At 61.6% G+C, this 22,529-nt stretch carries 21 protein-coding genes and 2 tRNA genes; 20 read left to right on the forward strand and 3 right to left on the reverse strand.

All coding sequences use genetic code 11. The features are described from left to right. Nucleotides 1-122 precede the first annotated feature (122 nt). From ACSEXS_RS16285 to ACSEXS_RS16305, 5 genes are read left to right on the forward strand one after another with little or no spacing between them, the layout of a single operon-like run. Nucleotides 123-431, forward strand: coding sequence for a PadR family transcriptional regulator (locus ACSEXS_RS16285; protein ID WP_438434427.1), 309 nt, complete (start codon nt 123-125; stop codon nt 429-431). Then, nucleotides 428-775, forward strand: a complete 348-nt coding sequence (locus tag ACSEXS_RS16290; protein ID WP_438434294.1) for a DUF1048 domain-containing protein — start codon at nt 428-430, stop codon at nt 773-775. The genes ACSEXS_RS16285 and ACSEXS_RS16290 overlap by 4 nt, the downstream gene beginning before the upstream one ends. Nucleotides 776-785: 10 nt before the next feature. Further along, the gene (locus tag ACSEXS_RS16295) at nt 786-1,139 is read left to right on the forward strand and encodes a DUF1048 domain-containing protein (RefSeq protein ID WP_438434295.1); all 354 of its coding nucleotides are present in this window, start codon (nt 786-788) and stop codon (nt 1,137-1,139) included. A gap of 12 nt (nt 1,140-1,151) precedes the next feature. Beyond that, nucleotides 1,152-1,910 (forward strand): ABC transporter ATP-binding protein, encoded by a 759-nt coding sequence (locus tag ACSEXS_RS16300; protein WP_438434296.1) that lies wholly within the window; start codon nt 1,152-1,154, stop codon nt 1,908-1,910. Then, nucleotides 1,911-2,681 carry an ABC transporter permease gene (locus tag ACSEXS_RS16305; protein WP_438434297.1) on the forward strand — a complete coding sequence of 257 codons (771 nt, stop codon included), beginning with the start codon at nt 1,911-1,913 and terminating at the stop codon, nt 2,679-2,681. A 173-nt stretch (nt 2,682-2,854) separates the two neighbouring features. On the opposite strand, the gene asnB is transcribed toward ACSEXS_RS16305, so the two are convergent. Together asnB and ACSEXS_RS16315 are read right to left on the reverse strand one after the other, a co-directional pair. Continuing rightward, nucleotides 2,855-4,699 (reverse strand): asparagine synthase (glutamine-hydrolyzing), encoded by a 1,845-nt coding sequence (asnB, locus tag ACSEXS_RS16310; protein WP_438434298.1) that lies wholly within the window; start codon nt 4,697-4,699, stop codon nt 2,855-2,857. A gap of 207 nt (nt 4,700-4,906) precedes the next feature. After that, on the reverse strand, nt 4,907-5,107 hold the full coding sequence (locus ACSEXS_RS16315) for a hypothetical protein (RefSeq protein WP_438434299.1): 201 nt from the start codon (nt 5,105-5,107) through the stop codon (nt 4,907-4,909). A 198-nt stretch (nt 5,108-5,305) separates the two neighbouring features. On the opposite strand from ACSEXS_RS16315, the gene ACSEXS_RS16320 reads away from it, so the two are divergent. The 14 genes from ACSEXS_RS16320 to ispG all read left to right on the forward strand — a co-directional run bounded on the left by ACSEXS_RS16320 (nt 5,306) and on the right by ispG (nt 19,461). Next, nucleotides 5,306-6,061, forward strand: a complete 756-nt coding sequence (locus ACSEXS_RS16320) for a DsbA family protein (RefSeq protein ID WP_438434300.1) — start codon at nt 5,306-5,308, stop codon at nt 6,059-6,061. A gap of 454 nt (nt 6,062-6,515) precedes the next feature. Beyond that, nucleotides 6,516-9,152: an ATP-dependent chaperone ClpB gene (gene clpB / locus ACSEXS_RS16325; protein ID WP_438434301.1), complete on the forward strand. Its 2,637-nt coding sequence runs from the start codon at nt 6,516-6,518 to the stop codon at nt 9,150-9,152. Nucleotides 9,153-9,522: 370 nt separating this feature from the next. Further along, nucleotides 9,523-10,101, forward strand: coding sequence for a CD3073 family putative ECF transporter S component (locus tag ACSEXS_RS16330; RefSeq protein WP_438434302.1), 579 nt, complete (start codon nt 9,523-9,525; stop codon nt 10,099-10,101). Next, nucleotides 10,091-10,639 carry a CD3072 family TudS-related putative desulfidase gene (locus ACSEXS_RS16335; RefSeq protein ID WP_438434303.1) on the forward strand — a complete coding sequence of 183 codons (549 nt, stop codon included), beginning with the start codon at nt 10,091-10,093 and terminating at the stop codon, nt 10,637-10,639. The genes ACSEXS_RS16330 and ACSEXS_RS16335 overlap by 11 nt, the downstream gene beginning before the upstream one ends. After that, nucleotides 10,636-11,472 carry an ATP-binding cassette domain-containing protein gene (locus ACSEXS_RS16340; RefSeq protein ID WP_438434304.1) on the forward strand — a complete coding sequence of 279 codons (837 nt, stop codon included), beginning with the start codon at nt 10,636-10,638 and terminating at the stop codon, nt 11,470-11,472. The genes ACSEXS_RS16335 and ACSEXS_RS16340 overlap by 4 nt, the downstream gene beginning before the upstream one ends. After that, complete coding sequence (locus ACSEXS_RS16345; protein ID WP_438434305.1) at nt 11,457-12,377, forward strand: energy-coupling factor ABC transporter ATP-binding protein; 921 nt, start codon at nt 11,457-11,459, stop codon at nt 12,375-12,377. Before ACSEXS_RS16340 ends, ACSEXS_RS16345 begins: the two co-directional genes overlap by 16 nt. Nucleotides 12,378-12,395: 18 nt before the next feature. Beyond that, on the forward strand, nt 12,396-13,184 hold the full coding sequence (locus ACSEXS_RS16350; protein WP_438434306.1) for an energy-coupling factor transporter transmembrane component T family protein: 789 nt from the start codon (nt 12,396-12,398) through the stop codon (nt 13,182-13,184). A 124-nt stretch (nt 13,185-13,308) separates the two neighbouring features. Then, nucleotides 13,309-13,382, forward strand: a tRNA-Gly gene (locus ACSEXS_RS16355). Nucleotides 13,383-13,441: 59 nt separating this feature from the next. Next, nucleotides 13,442-13,515: transfer RNA gene (locus ACSEXS_RS16360), tRNA-Arg, on the forward strand. A 279-nt stretch (nt 13,516-13,794) separates the two neighbouring features. Next, the gene (locus ACSEXS_RS16365) at nt 13,795-14,688 is read left to right on the forward strand and encodes a hypothetical protein (protein WP_438434307.1); all 894 of its coding nucleotides are present in this window, start codon (nt 13,795-13,797) and stop codon (nt 14,686-14,688) included. 157 nt (nt 14,689-14,845) lie between these two features. Further along, a complete protein-coding gene (gene tig, locus ACSEXS_RS16370; protein ID WP_438434308.1) occupies nt 14,846-16,141 on the forward strand; it encodes a trigger factor in 1,296 nt (431 codons plus the stop codon). 236 nt (nt 16,142-16,377) lie between these two features. After that, nucleotides 16,378-16,968 carry an ATP-dependent Clp endopeptidase proteolytic subunit ClpP gene (gene clpP / locus ACSEXS_RS16375; RefSeq protein WP_438434309.1) on the forward strand — a complete coding sequence of 197 codons (591 nt, stop codon included), beginning with the start codon at nt 16,378-16,380 and terminating at the stop codon, nt 16,966-16,968. A 14-nt stretch (nt 16,969-16,982) separates the two neighbouring features. Then, nucleotides 16,983-18,236, forward strand: a complete 1,254-nt coding sequence (clpX, locus tag ACSEXS_RS16380; protein WP_438434310.1) for an ATP-dependent protease ATP-binding subunit ClpX — start codon at nt 16,983-16,985, stop codon at nt 18,234-18,236. Nucleotides 18,237-18,339: 103 nt separating this feature from the next. Further along, nucleotides 18,340-19,461, forward strand: a complete 1,122-nt coding sequence (gene ispG, locus ACSEXS_RS16385) for a flavodoxin-dependent (E)-4-hydroxy-3-methylbut-2-enyl-diphosphate synthase (RefSeq protein WP_438434311.1) — start codon at nt 18,340-18,342, stop codon at nt 19,459-19,461. 54 nt (nt 19,462-19,515) lie between these two features. Here the strand turns inward: ispG and ACSEXS_RS16390 are convergent, their stop codons facing one another. After that, nucleotides 19,516-20,256 (reverse strand): N-acetylmuramoyl-L-alanine amidase family protein, encoded by a 741-nt coding sequence (locus ACSEXS_RS16390; protein ID WP_438434312.1) that lies wholly within the window; start codon nt 20,254-20,256, stop codon nt 19,516-19,518. 240 nt (nt 20,257-20,496) lie between these two features. Here ACSEXS_RS16390 and lonB point away from each other — a divergent pair, with 240 nt between their 5' ends. Beyond that, entirely contained in the window at nt 20,497-22,239 is a 1,743-nt protein-coding gene (gene lonB, locus ACSEXS_RS16395; protein ID WP_438434313.1) for an ATP-dependent protease LonB, read from the forward strand. Nucleotides 22,240-22,529 lie beyond the last annotated feature (290 nt).

Here is a 22,529-nt window from a genome sequence, read left to right on the forward strand (position 1 = left end):
CCAAAAAAATTTTGCTATTGCTTCACCGACTAATGCGTGATACTATATAGTGGTAGTAAGTAATACAGAATATCAGTCACACAGAATAGCAAGGGGTGTTGGCGCTGGAAAACTTAACGGAAATGCTCAAAGGCGTGCTGGAGGGCTGCGTCCTCGAAATCATAAGCCGCGAGGAAACCTACGGCTACGAGATCACGCGGCGGCTGAACGCGCTCGGCTTCACCGATGTGGTGGAGGGAACGGTATACACGATTCTGGTCCGGCTGGAAAAAAGCAAGCTGGTGGAGGTCGCCAAAAAGCCCTCCGATATGGGACCGCCGCGAAAGTTTTTTACGCTCAACGAAGCGGGGCATGAGGAATTGCGGAGGTTCTGGGGGAAATGGGAATTCGTCTCGTCCAAAATGAACGAATTAAAGGAGAAGAGACCATGAACTTTTGGGAAAAAATCACCGGCAGCGACATGACCAAAGAATATAAAGCTTATGAGGCGCGGGCCCAAAAGCTGCCGGGCGATTATCAAGCGGCGTGGGAGCAGATTAAGACCCAGCTTTGGCAGCACTCGGACTTCACCGGCCGCAACCTCATGCCCATCCTGGACGGCGTGCTTGGCTTGCTCGAAGAAACGGCGGCGGACGGTCAGGGTGCCCAAGAGGTGTTGGGCGACGATATCCAGGGCTTCTGCTCGGCTCTGGTCGGAGAAGAAGGGGCAAAGTCTTATCGCGACAAGTGGCGCCGGCAGCTCAACGCAACGATCGCCAAGAAATTAGGCAAATAGGAGGGATAACATGAACATACGGGATATCCTCGAAGGCAAAAGAGAATGGCGGGCGCACGTCGCGCGCGTCAAGGCGCTTCCGCAAGAGTATCAGATTGTCTACAAAGAGATCCAGAAGTATCTCTTTAAGGTGGGTCCGGTCGAACTGACCGAGGGGACGGATTTGCTCTCGGGGATTGTCGATCTGTTTGAGGAAGGGGCGGCCATGGGCAAAGGCGTGCTCGACGTGACGGGCAGCGATGTAGCGGCTTTCTGCGACGATCTGATCAAGGATTCCAAAACCTACGCCGACCTGTATCAGGAATCGGTGAATCAAAAAGTGAACGAGGCCATGAACAAAAGCATGGGCCCTAAATTGAAATAAGGGGGGGACGGGATGGATAAAGCGGTAGAAGTAAAGGGCCTGCGAAAGGCTTACAAGGACGCGGAGGTTCTGCGGGGCGTCGATTTGGCCGTAAAGCGCGGCGAGATTTTTGCCCTGCTCGGCGCAAACGGCGCGGGGAAGACGACGATGGTCAAGATTCTGACCACGCTGCTTAAACACGATGGAGGCAGCGCTGCCGTAAACGGCTATGACGTCGCATCGCAGCCCGAGCATGTCCGGCAGTCGATCAGCCTGACCGGGCAGTTCGCCGCCGTGGACGAGATTTTGACCGGTCGGGAAAACCTGGTCATGATCGCCAAGCTGCGGCATCTCAAGAACCCGCGCCAAATCGCGGAGGAGCTGCTGAACCGCTTTGGGCTGACCGATGCGGCCGAACGCAAGGTGTCCGCTTATTCGGGAGGAATGCGCCGCAGGCTCGACATCGCCATGAGCCTGATCGGTCAACCGCCGCTGATATTCCTCGACGAGCCCACCACCGGGCTGGACCCCGAGGCTCGCCTTGAGGTTTGGAAGACGGTCAAAGAGCTGGCCGGCCAGGGCACGACGGTATTCCTGACCACGCAGTACTTGGAGGAAGCGGAGCAGCTTGCCGACCGGATTGCCATCCTGCATGAGGGCCGCATTATTGCGGAGGGCACGCTCTCGGAGCTCAAGCAGCGGTTTCCGGCCGCGAAGGTGGAATACGTGGAAAAGCAGCCGACCTTGGAGGAAATCTTCCTCGCTCTCATCGGCAAAAAGGAGGCGGTGTAAATGGAAGCGGCCAAAAGACACGGTTTCAGCGATATGGGAGTGATGCTTGGACGCTCGATGCGCCACATTTTCCGCAGCATGGACACCATCTTCACCGTCTGCCTCACTCCGGTTGCGATGATGCTGCTGTTCGTGTATGTGTTCGGCGGCGCCATTCAAGCCGGCACGGATCATTACGTCAATTATTTGCTGCCCGGCATTCTGTTGATTGCGATCGCGAGCGGCATCGCCTATACGGCTTACCGCCTGTTCCTGGATCGGCAGAGGGGGATCTTCGAACGGTTCCATTCCATGCCGATTGCGCGTTCCGCCGCTCTCTGGGGGCATGTGCTGACTTCGCTGGTATCGAATGCGATCTCGGTTGCCGTCATCCTGCTCGTTGCGCTCCTCATGGGCTTTCGCTCATCGGCGGGCCTTCTCTCCTGGCTTGCCGTGGCCGGTATCCTCGCCCTGTTTACCCTGGCCCTGACGTGGATCGCCGCCATTACCGGCTTGACCGCCAAAACGGTGGACGGCGCAAGCGCCTTTTCCTATCCGCTGATCTTCCTTCCCTTCATCAGTTCGGCGTTCGTGCCGACCGAATCGATGCCGGCGGCCGTTCGGGCCTTCGCCGAAAATCAGCCGGTGACGGCCATCGTGGAAGCCATTCGCGCGCTCCTCGCGGAGCAGCCCGTCGGAAATGAACTTTGGACGGCGCTCGCATGGTGCCTGGGGATTCTGATCGTCGCCTATTGGGTTGCGATGCGTCTCTACAACCGGAAAGCCGCGTAAGGGTCGTGCGAGCGAGCCTCCCGCCCAAGCGTAAGCATCGCTCAGCTCAAGCAACCTCCCGCATGGACGTGGAGTAAACACCCGCTCCATTCAAGCAAGCCTCCCGCGTCGGCAGGAGGCTTGCTTGTTCGCGGGACTAGATCCCGAGATAATCGCTTATTCACCGCCTCGCTTTACACGATCCGCACCCGATAAGCGCGGAGCCAGGTGTCCATCTGCCCGAGGTAGGCAAACAGCTGCGGGCCGCTCATCAGTTGGCCGAACCAGGGAATGTGGATCGCCGTGTCGGACGATTCGGCCAGGCTGCGGACATGCTTCACGTCGATCAGCGGCAGGAGAGGCGAGGAGGCATCGTCGAGGATCTCCAGCACCCATTGCTTCACCGCAGCGGTATAGGAAGGGTTGTGCGTCTTCGGATACGGGCTCTTCTTGCGGTAGAGGACGTCATCCGGCAGCACGCCGGTGAGCGCCTTGCGAAGAATGCCCTTCTCCCGGTCGCCCGCCGTCTTGATTTCCCAGGGAATATTGAACACGTAATCGACCAGCCGATGGTCGCAGTACGGCACGCGCACCTCCAGGCCCGCCGCCATACTCATCCGGTCCTTGCGGTCGAGCAAAGTCGGCATGAACCGGGTGATGTTGAGGTAGGACATCTCGCGCATCCGGTTCTGCGCCTCGGTCTCTCCGGCCAGTCGGGGCACCTCGGCGATGGCCTGCCGGTAGCGGTCCAGCACATACTCGCGCGGGTTCAGCTGGGCCGCGAGGTCCGGGTTCAGCACCGAGACGCGGGTATCCATCTGCAGCGACCAGGGGAAGGTGCCGGCGTTCAGCGCCTCCTCGCGGTGGAACCACGGGTAGCCGCCGAAGATTTCGTCGGCCGCTTCGCCGGAGACCGCCACGGTCGCATGCTTCTTGATCTCGCGGCAGAACAGCAGGAGCGAGCCGTCCACGTCCGCCATGCCGGGCAGATCGCGGGCGAGCACGGCGTCCTTCAGCGCTTCGACCAGCTCCGGCGTGTCGAACTCGACGTTGCGGTGATCGGTGCCGAGATGGGCGCTGATCCGCTTGATCCAGGGCGCGTCGGGATTCGGCTGGAACGCGCTCGACTGGAAGTGCTTATCGTTGTCGACGTAATCCACCGAGAAGGTCGGCACGATCCCCTGGCCGGTGCTGGCGTAATACGACACGGCCAGCGACGTCAGGGCGCTGGAATCGAGCCCGCCGGACAGCAGGGTGCAGACCGGCACGTCGGAGAGCAGTTGGCGCTCCAGCGTGTCTTTGAGCAGCTCGCCGATTCTGGCGGCGGTGGCGGCGACATCGTCCTCATGCGGACGGCTTTCCAGCTTCCAATACACCGAGCGGGTGATTCCGCTGCGGCTGACGGTCATGCAATGGCCCGGCTTCAATTCGCTCAGGCCCCGGTAGACGCCATGGCCGGGCGTACGGGCCGGGCCGACGGCGAATACCTCGGACAGCCCTTCGGCGTCGACCTCGGCCGCAAAATCCGGGTGGGCGAGAATCGCCTTCGGCTCGGAGCCGAAGAGAAAAAACTCGCCCATGTCGGCATAAAACAGCGGCTTGACGCCGAGCCGGTCGCGGACGAGAAACAGCTCCTCCTCCGCCTCGTCCCAGATGGCGAAGGCGAAGATGCCATTGAACCGGTCCACGCAGGCCTTGCCCCACTCGATATAAGCCTCCAGCAGCACTTCGGTGTCGCAGGTCGTGCGGAAGCGGTGGCCGCGGGCGAGCAGCTCCTGTTTTAACTCGGGGGCGTTGTACAGCTCCCCGTTATACACGACGATGCAATCCTTGTCGCCTTTCGGCCGGATCATCGGCTGAGCGCCGTTTTCCGGGTCCATGACGCTTAAGCGGCGATGCCCGAAGGCGCAGCGGGGGGAGAGCCATTCGCCCGCCGCGTCCGGCCCCCGGGGCGCGAGCGTGTCGGTCATCGCCTCCACCGTTTCGGAGAACCGGGTCAAATCACGCCGCCAGTCCACCCATCCCGTGATTCCGCACATGAGCTTCCATCCTTTCCGCGAAGCGGTTTTATCCATATTTGTCCGTGAAAAAGCCATAGACCTCCGAAAGGAGCTTTCGGCGGTTCTGCTCTCCCAAGGTATGCGGAAAATGGGCGAATGTTGTCTGTCCCAGGCAGGCGGGACAACCGGCGCACAGCAAAAAAGACCGCCAAGGGCGGTCTTCATCTCGCTATAGACGCAGAAGCGTCATAGAATATGAAACTCGCAATCGCTTCGGGAATAATCGACTCCGTTCACGCGAACGCGCTTCGGGTCAAAGCGCTCCAAAATTCCCGGGAAGACGAGCGTGACGTGATTGCGGCGCTGAAGGACCAGGACCTTCCAATCCAACAGGGCGGCGGCAAACAGCTCGGAATCGGTCACGAGCAAGCGGGGAGAGGAATTCATGGCGGACCTCCAATTTAACCTGTCTATTACCCTATTCTACCGAACCCGAACCGGGAATAGAACCTTTTTTCTGAAATGTTCACAAATTGGCGACAAGCAAACGGAATATTTTTCCAGAATCAGATGCGGCAGGTGTAGCCGAACCGGACAAGATCATGGTATGATCGGCATGGAAAAAGAATGGAAGGGGTGTAGGCGGTGGCCCGCAAGCAAACGCGCAATGCCAATGGGAAGTATTTTATACCGGCTTTTCTGGGAGGGTTGATCGTTCTTCTCGGACTTCTGATCTTCCTGAACCGGTACACCGAGGCGAAGGATACCAAGGCGCAGGCCGATCTGCTGAAGGACATGCCCAACTGGACGCAGATTCGCGGCGACATCGACATCTCGAAGGGCATCGAGTACGACAAGCAGCCGTATCTGGGCAGCCCCGACGCCAAGGTCAAGGTGGTGGAAGCCGCCGACTTCAAGTGCCCGGCCTGCGCCAACTGGACGACCGGCGACATGAAGAAGTTTAAGGAAGCCTACATCGATACCGGCAAGGTACAGTTCTTTTTCATGAATTATCCGTTCATCGACCGGGATTCGATTCTGGCTGCGAGCGCAGGCGAGGCGGTGTTCCATCAGAGCAACGAGGCCTTCTGGCAGTTCACGGAGAAGCTGTACGCCCAGCAGGGGGACGAGAAGACCATCTGGGCCACACGCGACTTCCTGACCGACTTCGTCAAGAAGAACGTGACGGGCATCGATTACGCCAAGTTCGAGGAAGACTTGAAGAACGACACGTATATGCTGGATGTGAAAAAGGATTTTAAAACCACCGGAAGCATGGGCGTCAACGGCACCCCGCAGTTCTTCGTCAACGGCGTCCATCAGCCCGCTCCGGCGAGCGGCGAGAAGAAGACGACCTACGAGCGGCTTACGGAAGCGGTGGACGCTGCTCTGGCCAAATAAGAGCGGCGGAAGCGGTCGGCGCGGAGTTTGGCCAAGGGAGAGCGATGGACTCAAGCGAAAGCGAAGGTCGGCTCTTGCGCGGACATCGGCTGGCGAATGGGGTTGGAGCGTAACCGGGTCGGTTGAGCTACTCGAAGTCCGCGGCAGTGCGGCGGGGACGAGCCGGTTGAAATCGCGTCGGAGCAGAGCATCTGCTTCGGCGCTTTTTCCTGTCAAGATGGTCAAAGATGGTCAAATGTGCTGAAAGCATGAAATTGTGCCAACCCGGGAACCGGAAACCGGGGAGAATCAACCGTTTTGCCGGAAGAACGCCGTTGTCCGGAACCGAGCGCGGTCTTATAATGATGCTAAAGGTCAATAAAGGTCAAATCATTGCCGCCCAATGCCGGACTTTGGATTCCGGCAAACGGGTAATGCTAGGCATAGAGATTCGAGCAAGCATGGAGGGATGGATATGGACATCAATCAATACACCCAGAAGCTGCAGGAAGCCGTCGCCTCGGCTCAGACGCTCGCCGCGTCGAACGGCCACGCAGAGATCGACAGCCTGCACTTGCTGAAGGCGCTGCTGGGTCAGACGGACGGCGTGCTTCCCCGGCTGCTGCAAAAGCTGGAGGTGTCGCCCGGCGGACTGGCCCGGCGGACGGAAGAGCGGCTTGCCAAGCGGCCGAAGGTCAGCGGCTCCGGCGGCGACGTCCGCCGCTATGCGTCCGCTTCGCTCGTCCGCGTGCTGGAGCAGGCCGAGGAGGAGGCCCGGCGGATGCAGGACGAGTACGTCGCGGTGGACCACGCCGCGCTCGCTCTGGCGGCGGAGGCGGAAGCGGGCGGCAGCCGCGAGCTGCAGGAGCTGTTCCGCGCCGACGGCCTCACCCGCGACAAGCTGCTGAAGGCGCTTGCGGAGATCCGCGGCAGCCAGCGCGTGACGAGCCGCGATCCGGAGGCGACCTACGAGGCGCTCGCCAAGTACGGGCGCGACCTGGTGGCGGAGGTGCGCGCCGGCAAGCTCGACCCGGTGATCGGCCGCGACGCGGAGATTCGCCGGGTGATCCGCATCCTCTCGCGGAAGACGAAGAACAATCCGGTGCTGATCGGCGAGCCCGGCGTCGGCAAGACCGCGATCGTCGAGGGCCTGGCGCAGCGGATCGTCCGCCGCGACGTGCCGGAGGGCTTGAAGGACAAGACGGTCTTCTCGCTCGACATGTCGTCGCTCGTCGCGGGGGCCAAATTCCGCGGCGAGTTCGAAGAGCGGCTGCAGGCGGTGCTGAAGGAGATCAAGGAGAGCGACGGCCGGATCATCCTGTTCATCGACGAGCTGCATACCATCGTCGGCGCCGGCAAGACCGAAGGCGCGATGGACGCAGGCAACATGCTGAAGCCGATGCTCGCGCGCGGCGAGCTGCACTGCATCGGCGCGACGACGCTGGACGAATACCGGACGTACATCGAGAAGGACCCGGCGCTGGAGCGCCGCTTCCAGCAGGTGCTCGTGGCCGAGCCGGACGTCGAGGATACCATCTCGATCTTGCGCGGACTGAAGGAGCGCTTCGAGGTCCACCACGGCGTGAAAATTCACGACAGCGCGCTGGTGGCGGCAGGGGTGCTGTCCAACCGGTACATCGCCGACCGCTTCCTGCCGGACAAGGCGATCGACCTGGTCGACGAGGCCTGCGCCATGATCCGCACCGAGATCGACTCGATGCCGTCGGAGATGGACGAGGTGACCCGCCGGATCATGCAGATGGAAATCGAAGAGGCGGCGCTCAAGAAGGAGACCGACGAAGCGAGCGGGCGGCGGCTGAACGCCCTCCAGCGGGAGCTTGCCGACCTCCGGGAGAAGCATCTCGCCATGAAGGCCCGGTGGGATAAGGAGAAGGAATCGATTCAAGGCGTCCGGGCCATCAAGCAGAAGCTGGAGCAGGCGAGGAAGGCGCTGGCCGACGCCGAAGACCGCTACGATCTGGAGAAGTCGGCCGAGCTCAGCTACGGCATCATCCCCGGCCTAGAGAAGGAGCTGAGGCTGGCGGAGGAGGCCGCCCAGCAGGAGCAGGATAGCCGGCTTCTGCGGGAAGCGGTCACCGAGGAGGAGATCGCCGACATCGTCTCGCTCTGGACGGGCATCCCGGTAAGCCGCCTCGTCGAAGGCGAACGCGCCAAGCTGCTGCAGCTGGAAGCCCATCTGCATGAGCGCGTCGTCGGCCAGGACGAAGCGGTGGGGCTCGTCGCCGATGCCGTGCTGCGGGCCCGGGCGGGGATCAAGGACCCGCAGCGGCCGATCGGGTCGTTCCTGTTCCTTGGCCCCACGGGAGTCGGCAAGACCGAGCTGGCCAAGGCGCTGGCCGTTGCGTTGTTCGACCGGGAAGAGAACCTGATCCGCATCGACATGTCGGAATACCTGGAGAAATTCAGCGTCTCCCGGCTGATCGGGGCGCCTCCGGGGTATGTCGGGTATGAAGAGGGCGGACAGCTGACCGAAGCGGTCCGCCGCCAGCCGTATTCCGTCATCCTGCTCGACGAAATCGAGAAGGCCCATCCCGACGTCTTCAACCTGCTGCTGCAGGTATTGGACGACGGCCGTCTGACCGACTCGCAGGGCCGGGTCGTCAATTTCAAGAACACGATTCTCATCATGACGTCCAACATCGGCTCGGCCCACCTGGTTCAGGGCACCGACGCAGACGGCCGTCTCTCCGAGGAGGCCCGGAACCGGGCGATGGGCGAGCTGCGCGCGCAGTTCCGGCCGGAATTCCTGAACCGCGTCGACGATATCGTGCTGTTCAAGCCGCTTGCCCTGCCGGAGATCGAGTCGATCGTCGGCAAGCTGACGGCCGAGCTGGAGGCCCGCCTCGCCGAACGGCAGATCCGGCTCGTGCTGGATGCCGATGCCCGCCGGCTGATTGCCCGCCAGGGCTTCGATCCGGTCTACGGCGCCCGGCCGCTCAAGCGGTTCATCCAGCGTCACTTGGAGACCCGCATCGCCCGGGCGCTCATCGCGGGGGATGCCGCGGACGGCTCGACGCTGACGGTGCGCGCCGAGGGCGGCGAGCTTGCCATCGCGATCACCCGCCCCGATCCGGAATCGGCTTCCTCCTGACAGCGTGCAACCGATCGGGTCTCTCTTGCCGGATGCCGGTTTATTTCCTTCCCAACGCCTTGTCTCCAACTTTTTTGGAGACAAGGCGTTCTTTTTTTGCATTCGAAGCGGATATCCCTAATATCTTCCATTGACATCGTCCCAAAAGCGGCTACAATAATTTTAATTAATCCAATAAGGTTAATCGGATTAACGCTTTGTTCCGATGGTCATTCGTCTGAAGTGTCGGCCTGGTCCGGATTCATCTGCCCGGATAAGGCGGCGCTCGTTAGGTACAAAGGGGGAGTCGGGTTCAGCAAGCAATGGAAGATGGAAGGTTGCCGCCTGTTCATACGTTTCACCCTTACTAGAATCCATGGAGGTGCGAGACATGAATCGCAGAACACTCATCATCACCCTGGGCGCGCTCGCCGTCGCGATCAACGTGATCGCCGGCACGGTCGTCAGCAGCCTGAAAATCCCCTTCTTGTTCCTCGATACGGTCGGCACAATCTTCGCCGCTGCGGTCTTCGGTCCGTTCTGGGGAGCGCTCGTCGGGTTGATTACCAACCTGGTGTTGGGCGTTACCTCCGGCTATACGGCGATCCCGTTCGCGCTGGTCAACATCATCGTCGGTCTGGTGGTCGGCCTCTTGGCCCGCCGGGGCGGCTACCGCTTCGGCCCCGCCCTCGTCTCCGGCCTCCTGCTCGGCGTTCTCTGCCCGGTCGTCGGAACCGCCATCGCCATCGGCCTGTTCGGCGGGCTCACGGGCGGAGCCCAGGACGTCTTCGTGCTCTGGTTGAAGCAGGCGGGGTCCAGCGTCTTCGCCTCCGCGTTCCTGCCCCGCCTCGCGGACAATCTGATCGACAAGGTCTTATCGGCGCTGCTTGTGTACTACGTTGTGAAAAACCTGCCGCAAACCCTATTGAAGCCGCAGACGGCGAGAAAGCGGGTCGGCCGTGCAGCGTAGCCGGCGGATTCTGGTCGCTTCGCACTGCGTCATCAACCAAAACGCGGTGGTCGGCGGAGAAGCCCGCAGCCCCGGCATCATGAAAGCGGCAGTCGATTGGGCCGACGAACAGGGCTTCGGAATCTTTCAGTTGCCATGTCCGGAATTTACCTTCCTCGGACCGGAACGGCCGCCGATGACCGTCGAGGAATACGACACGCCGGAATTCCACGCCCATAACCGCCACATTCTCCTCCCGGCGGTGGAGCAATTGAAGACTTACCAGGATTACGGCTATACGATCGTAGGCGGACTCGGCATCGCGGGCAGCCCGTCCTGCGATCCGGGCAAGGGCGTGTTTATGAACGATTTTCTGGCGCTGGCCGACGAGCATGGCGTCCGGATCGACTTCTTCTGGCAGATTCCGAATACCGCCGAAGGGCGTTTCGATCCTTCAGACGAGGAGAGCGTGTTCGGACCGGTTTCGGCGGGAGGGCGTCTTGACGGCGTCCCGCCGTCCGGGAAGAGCGGGACCGGCGAAGGAGGGGAACGCGAATGATCGATGTGCGGGAGGTGACCTTCTCCTATAGGGAACCGGTGGACGAGGAAAAGCCGGAGCGGCCGGCTCTGTCCGGGGTATCGCTCGAGGTGCGGCCGGGCGAATTCGTGGCGCTGCTCGGGAGGAACGGCTCCGGCAAGTCGTCGCTGACGCGGCTTCTCAACGCTTTGCAGCAGCCCGCCGAGGGCACGGTGCTCGTGGAGGGGCGGCCGACCTCCGACCCGAAGCTGACCCAGGCGATTCGCCGCACAGTGCAGATCGTGTTTCAGAACCCGGAGAATCAGCAGGTCGGGCTGACGGTGGGGGAGGACATCGCCTTTGGCCTCTCCAACATCGGGTGGCCCCAAGCCGAAATGGCCGAGCGGATCGCCTGGGCGACCCGGCTGGTCGGCCTCGCCGCCGGGGAGGACCGGCCGGTGAGCGGACTGTCCGGCGGCGAGAAGCAGAAGCTGGCGCTCGCCTCGGTGCTCGCCCTTGCCCCGCGCTGCCTCATCCTCGACGAAGCCACCTCGATGCTTGACCCGGTAGCCCGCCGCCAGTTCGTCGAGACGCTGCATCGGGTGCGGGAGGAACAGCCCTTTACCTTGATTTACATCACCCATCATCTGGAGGAAGTGATGGCGGCGGACCGCTGGTACCTGTTCCGCTCCGGCGAGATCGAAGCCTCGGGCACACCCGCCGAGCTGGCGGACCAACCGGCGTTGCTCGCGGCCTGCGGGCTGGAGCTGCCGTATGCCCGCCGTCTCTCCTTCCTGCTCCGCAGCCGCGGCATTCCGGTGTCCGCCAATCCCGATGCGGAGGAACTGCGGAGGCTGCTATGGAAATCGCGCTGAACGAAGTCAGCTTCAGCTATGCGGCGGCCAAAAAGCGCGCCAAAGCCGGCGTCGAGCTTCCCTGGGTTCTGAGAGACCTGAGCGTCGAGGTGCGCTCGGGGGAGATGCTGGCGATTGCCGGCCGCTCGGGCTCAGGCAAGTCGACGTTCCTGCAGCTGCTCAAGGGCTTTCACGTCCCGACGCGCGGGCAGGTGCTGTTGGGCGGTACCGATCCCCATCAAGCCCGACAGCCCGAGCGGTTCGACCGGATCGGGTTCATTTTCCAGTATCCGGAGCACCAGCTCTTCGCGAACACGGTGTTCGACGACATTGCCTTCGGCCTGCGCAGCCGGAAGCTACCGGCCGCCGAGGTGGAGCAGCGGGTGAGGCGGGCCATGGAAGCCGTAGAGCTGGATTATGAGACCTTCCGCAGCCGCAGCCCCTTCGAGCTGAGCGGCGGGGAAAAGCGGCGGGCCGCCATCGCCGGGGTCGTGGTGCTGGAACCGGAGGTGCTCATTCTCGACGAGCCGACCGCCGGTCTGGATCTGCAAGCCCGTCGGGCTCTGTTCCGGCTGCTTGGCTCGCTCCGGGAGAACCGGGGGACAACGGTCATCTGGGTGAGCCATCAACTGGAGGAGATCCTGGAATACGCGCCGCGTCTCGTGGCGCTCGCGGACGGCCGGTTTTTGGCCGACGGCGAGCCCCGTCGGCTGCTGACCGACCCCGGCCTGCTGGCCGCTTTCGGCTGGGAGGAGCCGCTCGCTTTGGCGCTTTCCCGGCTGCTCCGGGAGTTCGGCGACGAAGCCGAATCGGCCCTCCGCGAAAGGGCGGACGCCGGAGGGGCGGGCTGGACGCCGACCCCGGAAGAAGCGGCGGACGCGATCGCGGCGCTGCTTTCGCCGGCCAAGCGGCCGGCGGTGCGATAGACGAGGAGGGGATGAAGTTTGGCTGCTGCTTTTTTGTTGTACCAGAAACGGGGATCGGCGGTCGAGGGCTGGGACCCGCGCGTAAAAATCACCGCCTCGCTGCTGCTCGGAGCCGCCCTGTTGATCACGAAAGAGCCGGCTGTCAAGACCGGCCTGCTGGCGGTGCTCGTGCTGCTCTGGGGCCTGGCGAGGCTGCCTTGGAAGACGCTCGGCTACACCCTGCTGACGTTGACGCTCTTTTTCGCTTCGACGCTGATCTTCCAAGCCGTTCTGTCCGTCCGGCCGGATGAGACGCTGATCCGCTGGGGCGCAATCCGGTTTTCCGCCGAAGGGGCGCTTCGCGGCGTGCTGCTGTGCGAGCAGATTGCCGGGATCGTGCTGCTGCTGTCGCTGCTCGTGCGCACCACCTCGCCGATCCATCTGGCGGAGGGGCTGGAGCTGCTGCTGAAGCCGCTCGCCCGCCGGCGCCTGCCGGTTCATGAGGCGGTGATGATGTTCCAGATCGCGCTGCGGTTTCTGCCGATTCTGGCGGACGAATTCGACAAGATCAGGAAATCGCAGCTCGCCCGCGGCGGAGGCTTTCACCGAGGCGGTGTGCGCGCCCGTTTCGGCGGGGTGTTTCCGATGCTGATGCCGCTGTTCGTGACGTCCATCATGCGGGCCCAGGACCTTGCCGTGGCGATGGAATCGCGCTGTTACCAGGGCGGCGACGGTCGAACGCCGATCCGTGCCTATCGGTTCGCCGACGCCGATTACGCGGTGCTGGCGGCTGCCTTTGTTGGACTTGCCGCTGCGGTTGTTTGGTAACGGGAAAGCCCGCTCTCTTCCTTTTTGGGTGGGGGCGGGCTTAGACCGGTCGATTCGGCTCAAAAAAAGGTTGCTTCCTCTGTCGGCAATGTGCTATTATAATCCTGTTTCGCTTAAGGTGCATGCGGGTGTAGTTCAATGGTAGAACGCCAGCTTCCCAAGCTTGAGGCGAGGGTTCGATTCCCTTCACCCGCTCCATAATGAATGATTCGGTTGTGGTTTGCTCTCGTCCGGTACCCCTTAAGCGTCTATCCGATGTCCCAGTAGCTCAGTTGGATAGAGCACACGCCTTCTAAGCGTGTTGTCGGGGGTTCGAATCCCTCCTGGGACGCTCTATGCACAACCGCAAATTCGATATAAAACCAAGCAAATGGAAGACTCCACTCCGCGCTATCGGCGGATTCGGAGTCTTCTTCAGTTAGGAGGGCCGCCGGCGATTTTTTTTCGGTCCCCATGCTTTGGCCGGCACGAGGCTTTGCTTTTTTGCCCGCAAACGGCTACGATCTTGTCTAGGACAGACCTGCGTAAGAGAGCATCGGCAAGAAACGGGGTGAGTTCCATCACAGACAGAGGAAAGGAAGACCGGGGACTGTCCGCGGAGCGGGACCGGATGGACAATGTGGTTCTGTTTCCGCCCACGGTCGATTACTACCAAATCGAGCTGACCAAAATGCTGGAGACGGAGCGCTATCAGGAGGCGTCGGAGCTGCTGCGGTTTCTGCTGCGGGTGGAGAGCGGCGACCCCCGCAACCGCGAGGAGTGGGAGACGCTCCTCGAGTGGATCACCACCCTCATGGCCGAGGCGGACGAGGCCGGAAGAAGCGTGGAGGCGAACGCCGAGGCCGAGTCGGAGGAAGAGCAGATGCGCCGGGAGACCGAGCGGCGAAGGACGGCGGACGAAGGCTATGTCGGCCGGCTGCTGGAAACGCTGAGAACCGCGGGCTCCCTGGACCAGATTCTGCTGGCCCTGGGGCAGCTCGTCTACGTCCAGCATCCCGATATCAATCCCGCCCTTGTGCAGTGGCTGGAGACCGCGCGGCTGCATCCGTACATTCACTTTCGGGCGCTGCAGACCTTGAAGCGGCGGGGAGCGACGGGGCCGGTGCGGATTCAAACCCAAGGGGAAACCCGAGAGCTCGCGATCGAAGACACGCCGCTCGGCGTCTGGGAATTTCCCGAAGCCATCACTGCGGTGCTGAAGCGGGTGCAGGAGCACAGCGAGATCGGCGAGCCGGCGCTCGGCTTCTTCGCCGAGGAGACCTGGGCGGAGTTTCTGGCCTTCGTGTTCGCCTCGCCGCTATACGGCCGTCTGACCGAGCTCGACGAAGACAGCCGGGAGGCTTGGGCGGCGGCGCTTCATGAGTCCCTGCGCCGGGCGATGGACGGCGGGCCCGGCGAGGGAGAGGCACTGAAGCAGTACCGGGTGACCGAAGCGCGGACGATGGAATACAAGCAGGCCGAGCAGGCACTGGGCGCCTTCATGCGGCTGCAGAGCCGCCCCTGAGTCGCGCTTCGGAAAGAAGGCTTCGGGATATTTTATCCGAAATGGCGCACGGCCGCAGAACTTGTCTTGAAATGGCAAGGGCTTATGTTTATAATGGAATGGTTAAAGACCGAACGAAAAACGACGCAGGTACATTTTTTGGAGGGGAAAGCATAAAATGAAAGCAAGCTGGGAAAAAATAGAGAAGAATCAGGGCATCCTGACCGTTGAAGTCGAGGCGGAGCGGGTTGCCGTTGCGTTAGACAAGGCTTTTAAAAAGGTTTCCGGCAAGGTTTCCATTCCCGGATTCCGCAAGGGCAAAGTGCCCCGTTCGCTGTTTGAAGCCCGTTACGGCGTGGAGAGCCTGTACCAGGACGCCCTGGACATCCTGCTGCCCGACGTCTACGTGGAAGCGATTGAAGAGACGAAGATCGAGCCGGTCGACCGTCCGGAGATCGACGTACAGGAAATGGCCAAGGGCCAAGCCCTGAAGTTCACCGCCAAGGTAACCGTCAAGCCGGAAGTCGAGCTGGGCGAGTACAAGGGCATCGAAGTTGAAGAGAAGACCTCCGACGTTACGGCGGAAGAAGTCGAAGCCGAGCTGAAGCGGATGCAGGAGCGCCACGCCGAGCTGGTTGTGGCCGAAGAAGGCGAAGAAGCGAAGAACGGCGACATCGCCATCATCGACTTCGAAGGCTTCGTCGACGGCGTCGCGTTCGAAGGCGGCAAGGCCGAGAAGCACTCCCTGGAGCTGGGCTCGAACAGCTTCATTCCGGGCTTTGAAGAGCAGGTCGTCGGAATGAAGAAGAACGAAGAGAAGGACATCAACGTCACCTTCCCGGAAGAGTATCACTCCGAAGACCTGAAGGGCAAAGCCGCCGTCTTCAAAGTGCTGCTCCATGACATCAAGCGCAAGAACCTGCCGGAGCTGGACGACGAGTTCGCCAAGGACGTCAGCGAGTTCGATACGCTGGACGAATACAAGGCCGACATCGAGAAGAACCTCAAGCAGCAGAAGGAAGAAGCCAACAAGCGCGACCGGGAAAACGCCATCGTGGCCAAGGTAGCCGAGAACGCAACCGTGGACATTCCGGAGATCATGGTCGACAACGAAGTGGACAACATGTTCAAGGATTTTGCCAACCGCCTGCAGCAGCAGGGCATGAACATGGAGCTGTACACCCAGTTCACCGGCCAGACGGAAGACGTGCTGAAGGGCCAGATGCGGACGGACGCGGAACGCCGCGTACGCAGCAACCTGGTGCTGGAAGCCGTTGCCAAGGCTGAAGGCATCGAAGCCGGCGAAGAGGACCTCGAAGGCGAGCTGTCCCGCATGGCGGAAATGTACCAGCGCAGCGTGGAAGAAATTCGCTCGATCTTTACGGCGAACGGCATGATCGACAGCATCAAGACCGATCTCGCCATCCGCAAGACGATCGATTTCCTGGTGGAAAACAGCAAGACCGCCGCATAAGGAGCCTTCCCGTCTAACAGGTGTCCCGAAGAACTGAATGCTTATGCCGGCCCCAAGCGGGCGCGGTTCATCCGGAAAGGCGTCGCGGGGCGGCGCTTTTCTTGCAGAATCGGGGAGCTAGCAAGCTCCGAGACGTTTATTCCGGGCGACTTCGGGTAAGAATGACAGAGGCATCCAAACATGATAAGATGAACATGTAAATCTGGCTGATTTCAAGCGAAGGGGTTGCTGTCGATATGAGTCTGATTCCTATGGTTGTGGAACAAGAGGCCCGCGGCGAGCGGTCCTACGACATCTATTCACGTTTGTTGAAAGACCGGATTATCTTTATCGGAGACGCCATTGACGACAACGTCGCCAACCTGGTCATCGCGCAGCTCTTGTTCCTGCAAGCGGCCGATCCCGAGAAGGATATCAGCCTGTACATCAACTCCCCCGGCGGCTCGGTTACGGCCGGAATGGGGATTTACGACACCATGCAGTTCATCAAGCCCGACGTATCCACCATCTGCGTGGGGATGGCGGCCAGTATGGCGTCCCTCCTGCTTACCGCCGGCGCCAAGGGCAAGCGGTTCGCTCTTCCGAACAGCGAAGTGATGATTCACCAGCCGCTCGGAGGCGTGCGCGGACAGGCGACCGACATCAAGATTCACGCCGATTGGATCATCAAGACGAAGCAGAAGCTCAATCAAATTTATGTCACGCATACGGGTCAGCCCTACGAGAAGATCGATCGGGATACCGATCGCGACAACTTCATGTCTGCTGAGGATGCCAAGGCTTACGGGTTGATCGATGAGGTCATCACCCGAAAAGATATTGTTTAACAAGGGGTGATCCAATGTTTAAATTCAACGAAGAGAAAGGCCAGCTGAAGTGCTCGTTCTGCGGGAAATCCCAGGATCAAGTGCGCAAGCTGGTAGCGGGTCCGGGTGTCTACATCTGCGACGAGTGCATCGAACTCTGCACGGAGATCGTGGAGGAAGAGCTCGGCCACGACGAAGAGCTCGACCTGAAGGACGTGCCGAAGCCCAAGGATATCCGCAACATCCTGGATCAATATGTGATCGGACAGGATACCGCCAAGAAGTCCTTGTCCGTTGCCGTATATAATCACTACAAGCGCATCAATACCCAGGGCAACAAGGATGAAGTGGAGCTCGCCAAGAGCAATATTCTCCTCCTCGGACCGACGGGCAGCGGCAAGACGCTGCTGGCGCAAACCCTGGCCAAGATTCTCAATGTACCGTTCGCCATCGCCGACGCCACGTCGCTGACGGAAGCCGGATACGTCGGGGAGGATGTCGAGAACATCCTGCTCAAGCTGATCCAGGCGGCCGACTATGATGTGGAGAAGGCGGAGCGCGGCATCATCTACATCGACGAAATCGACAAGGTGGCCCGCAAGTCGGAGAATCCCTCCATTACCCGCGACGTCTCCGGCGAGGGCGTGCAGCAGGCCCTGCTGAAGATCCTCGAGGGCACGGTCGCTTCCGTTCCCCCGCAGGGCGGACGCAAGCACCCGCATCAGGAGTTCATCCAGATCGACACGACGAACATCCTCTTCATCGTGGGCGGCGCCTTCGACGGGCTGGAATCGATCATCAAGCGCCGCATCGGCAAGAAGGTGATCGGCTTCGGCACCGACGGACACAAGACCGATCTGAAGCCGGGCGAGTACCTCTCGCTGGTGCTGCCGGAGGACCTGCTCAAATTCGGGCTCATCCCCGAATTTGTCGGCCGGATTCCGGTCATCTCCACGCTGGAGCCGCTCGATGAGGCTGCGCTGGTGCGCATCCTGACCGAGCCGAAGAATGCGCTCGTCAAGCAGTACCAGAAGATGCTGGAAATGGATAATGTGAGCCTCGAGTTCACGCCGGAGGCCCTGGACGCCATCGCGAAGGAAGCGATCAAGCGCAGTACCGGCGCGCGCGGACTCCGCGCCATTATCGAAAGCATCATGCTGGATGTGATGTTCGACGTGCCTTCCCGCACCGACGTCTCCAAGTGCGTCGTCACCAAGGAAACGGTGCAGGAGAAGGTTTCGCCGCTCATTACCACCAAGGATAACAAGAAGAAGGAAGAGAGCGCCTAAGCGCTTTATTCCTGATCTGATTAAGCCATCCACACCCTCCGTTTCGGTCTGCCCCTCGGGCTTCCGGAACGGAGGATGTTTGGCATAGGGGGAGAATAATCGGATGGTTCATCGCAAGGATACAAGACCGGTGCGTGTGGGGAACCTGACCATCGGGGGCAGCGACCAGGTGGTCATTCAGAGCATGTGTACGACCAAGACGGCCGATGTCGAGGCCACGGTGGCCGAGATCCTGCGGCTCGAGGAAGCGGGCTGCCAGCTCGTCCGCGTGACCGTCAACAACATGGAGGCCGCCGAGGCGATCAAGGAGATCAAGCAGCGGATTCACATTCCGCTCGTGTCCGATATTCATTTCGATTACCGGCTCGCGCTGAAGGCGATCGAGAACGGGATCGACAAGGTGCGGATCAATCCGGGCAACATCGGCAAACGGGAAAAGGTCGAAGCGGTGGTCCAGGCCTGCAAGGAGCGCGGCATTCCCATCCGGATCGGCGTGAACGCGGGCTCGCTGGAGAAGCATCTGCTGGACAAGTACGGGTATCCGACAGCCGACGCCATGGTGGAAAGCGCCCTTTATCACATCGGCATCCTGGAGGAGCTGGATTTTCACGATATCATCGTCTCTCTGAAGGCCTCCGACGTTCCGATGGCCATCGAAGCCTACACCAAGGCCGCAGCGGCGTTTAACTATCCGCTTCACCTCGGCATCACCGAGTCGGGTACGTTATTCTCCGGCACAATCAAGAGCTCGGCCGGCCTCGGCGCACTGCTGTCGCTCGGAATCGGCTCGACGGTGCGGGTGTCGCTCAGCGCCGACCCGGTGGAGGAGATCAAGGTGGCCCGCGAGCTGCTGAAGGTCTTCGGCCTCGTGTCGGACGCGCCGACGTTGATTTCCTGCCCGACCTGCGGACGGCTCGATATCGACCTGTTTGCCATTGCCAATGAAGTGGAAGCCTACCTGGCCAGTATCCGCGTGCCGATTAAGGTCTCGGTGCTCGGCTGCGCCGTCAACGGCCCGGGAGAAGCCCGTGAGGCCGACATCGGCATTGCCGGAGCCCGGGGAGAGGGCCTGCTGTTCCGCTACGGAGAAATGATCCGCAAGGTGCCGGAGGCGGAGCTGGTCGCCGAGCTGAAGCGGGAGATCGACAAGATTGTTCGGGAATACGAGGAGACCGGGGAAATCTCCGGCCGCCGCCATAACAAAGAAGCGGCCGTCCGCCCGTAGGCGCCGGCCGCGGGCGTCCTTCGACGCTCCAGGTGGAACGGGAGATTCCGTTCCTCAGGAATCGGGAAGGCAGCGCTCCAGCAGCAAGTAACCGGATATCGCGGAGGCCAAGGCTTCCGCGATTTTTTTTTGTTCGGCGGGATCGGTTAATCGGGCGCGGTCCGACGGGTTGGAGAGGAAGCCCATCTCGACGATCACGGTCGGCGCGTTGATTCGCTTCAGCAGGTAGTAGGTCTTGCCGGGAAAGGGAGCCAAGTGAGTACCGGCGGAACGGTTCAACGATTCCTGCAAAACGCGGGCCAGGATCAGGCTCTTCGGGTTATTTGGCTGGTAGAGGACGATCGGACCTTTGCGCGAGGGACGACGGGCCCAGTTGACATGGAGGCTGACCACAGCGGAAGGCTCCAGGACGCTCGTCAGGCCATAGCGCTGGCCGAGATCGCGCAGATGCCGGGAGCGGGTTCGCTGCCAGCGGTTTTCCTCGCTTAGGGCATAGTCGCCGACCCGATTGAGCACGCAGTCGATCTTGCGGGCTTTCAGTTCCTTGCGCAGGAGCAGAGCCACCTGCAGGTTGATGTCCTTTTCCAGAATGGTTCCTTCGAAGGTTCCGCCGTCAATGCCGCCATGGCCGGCATCCAGCAGCACCTCGGCGGAGGGCAGAAGCGGGTCGCCGCTGGAGGAGGGGAGCGAATGCTCCGGCGCAGGGGTTGCCAGCGCCTCGGAGGGAACGGAGGAAGCAAAGGCAATCAGGATGACGGCGATCCCCAGGAATGAGCGCAGAAAAGGGTTTTTCAAGGCGGTTCCTCCTTCGGCAGAAGCTGCCGGACTCGGCCGGCTGTCATGGGGTTAGTGTATCCTTCGGGCCTGATTTCATGAGCGAGCCAGACTCGGTTTTCCCGCATCCCCTGGGCTCTGCCTTTCCGCAGGCGGGCCCTTTCCTTTTGCAAAGCAGGGTTATCGTGGAAAGCGGCGGGAAATACTAGCCATAGAAGCCTCGGCCGAACCGGGGAATGGCGATTTGAAGGAGGAAGCCTTATGGGACTCAGTTTGGCGCTCATGATCATTCAGGTGTTCTTTGCCGTGGTCATCGGCCTGTACTTCTGGAATCTGCTGCGAGGCCAGCAAACAAACCGGAGCGCGGTAGACCGCGAATCCAAAAAGGAGCTGGAGAAGCTGCGCAAGCTGCGTTCAGTGTCGCTCTCCAAGCCTCTGTCCGAGAAGACGCGGCCGAGCTCGCTGGATGAGATCATCGGGCAAAAGGAAGGATTGCGGGCGCTGAAAGCGGCCCTATGCGGACCGAACCCCCAGCACGTGCTCATCTACGGGCCTCCGGGAGTGGGCAAGACGGCGGCGGCGCGGGTGATTCTCGAGGAAGCGAAGAAGAACGCTTTCTCGCCGTTCCGGCAGGACGCCAAATTTGTGGAGACCGACGCCACGGTGGCCCGCTTCGACGAGCGGGGCATCGCCGATCCCCTGATCGGCTCCGTCCACGATCCGATCTACCAGGGAGCGGGAGCCATGGGGGTCGCCGGCATTCCCCAGCCGAAGCCGGGAGCGGTCTCCAAGGCGCACGGAGGGATTCTGTTCATCGACGAGATCGGCGAACTGCATCCGGTGCAGATGAATAAGCTGCTGAAGGTGCTGGAGGACCGCAAGGTGTTCCTCGAGAGCGCCTACTACAACTCCGAGGACGCCAATATTCCGGGGCATATCCACGATATCTTCCAAAACGGCCTGCCCGCCGATTTCCGGCTGGTCGGCGCGACCACCCGCACCCCGCAGGACATTCCGCCGGCGATCCGCTCGCGCTGCATGGAGATTTTCTTCCGGCCGCTCACTCCGGATGAGATCGGGGTGATCGCCGAGAATGCGATCCGCAAGATCGGCTTCCCCGACCGGCCGGAAGCGGTCGAGGTGGTGAAGCGCTATGCGACGAACGGCCGCGAAGCGGTCAATGTGATCCAGCTCTCCGCCGGGCTGGCCCTCACGGACAAGCGCAGCGACATCACGGCGGCCGACGTTGAGTGGGTCGTCAACAGCTGCCAGATTCCGCCGCGCCCGGAGCGCAAGGTGCCGAACGAGCCTCGCCCGGGCTTCGTCAACGGGCTGGCGGTCTACGGCCCCAACCTCGGCGCGCTGCTCGAGATCGAAGTGACGGCGGTTAAGGCGGCGGTTCCCGGGGCGGGAACCTGGAACGTAACCGGCGTCGTCGACGAGGAAGAGCTCGGCGGAGGCTCGCGCACGCTGCGGCGCAAGAGCATGGCGCGCGGCTCCGTAGACAATGTGCTGACCGTCCTGCGCGGCCTGGAGTTCCGGCCGCAGGATTACGACCTGCACATCAATTTCCCCGGCGGCACGCCGATTGACGGACCTTCCGCCGGAATCTCCATGGCGACGGCGATCGTATCGGCGATGCTGGATATCCCGGTCGATAACCGGCTTGCCATGACCGGCGAGATGAGCATCCTCGGCAAGGTCAAGCCGGTGGGTGGGGTCGTGCCGAAGGTCGAGGCCGCCTTCCAGGCGGGAGCCGACAAGGTGATTATCCCGAAGGAGAACTGGCAGGAGCTGTTCAGCGGCCTGGAGGGCGTCCGCGTCGTCGCGGTCGACACGATCGAAGAAGTTCTCCAGGAGGCGCTCGGGGTGAGCGTCCGCACGGAGAAGACATCGGGCTTCGCGTCGTTCGCCGAGCCATCGATGCCGACGGCGCTGCCCTTCCTGCAGGCGGAACGCTTGAAGGGGCTCGGCCGCGGATCGGATACGACGACCTCCGGCTGACCGGCTTATCGTCCGGAACCGGGGGCGTTAACCGGACAGGGACGGCTCGACCCGGGAACGAGCGGCCCGACAACAGGCGGGAGGACGCGGCCGTTTGCCGAAGGTTCTCCTGCCTGACCCGTCTCCGGCGGGCGAAGGGGCGAAGGCGCGCGTTGGTGTTTTACCGGGACATCTGATAAAATAATCCTACATTCAGAGGACTGCGCAGAACCGCATGCCGGAGAAACACAGCAGAAACGCGCCCCGGCCGGGGCACCGGCGATAAAGTCCTGAAAAGGAAACAGGACGCA

Origin of the sequence: Gorillibacterium terrae, from assembly GCF_051594785.1 — a bacterium.
Taxonomy (GTDB): Bacteria; Bacillota; Bacilli; order Paenibacillales; family NBRC-103111; genus Gorillibacterium.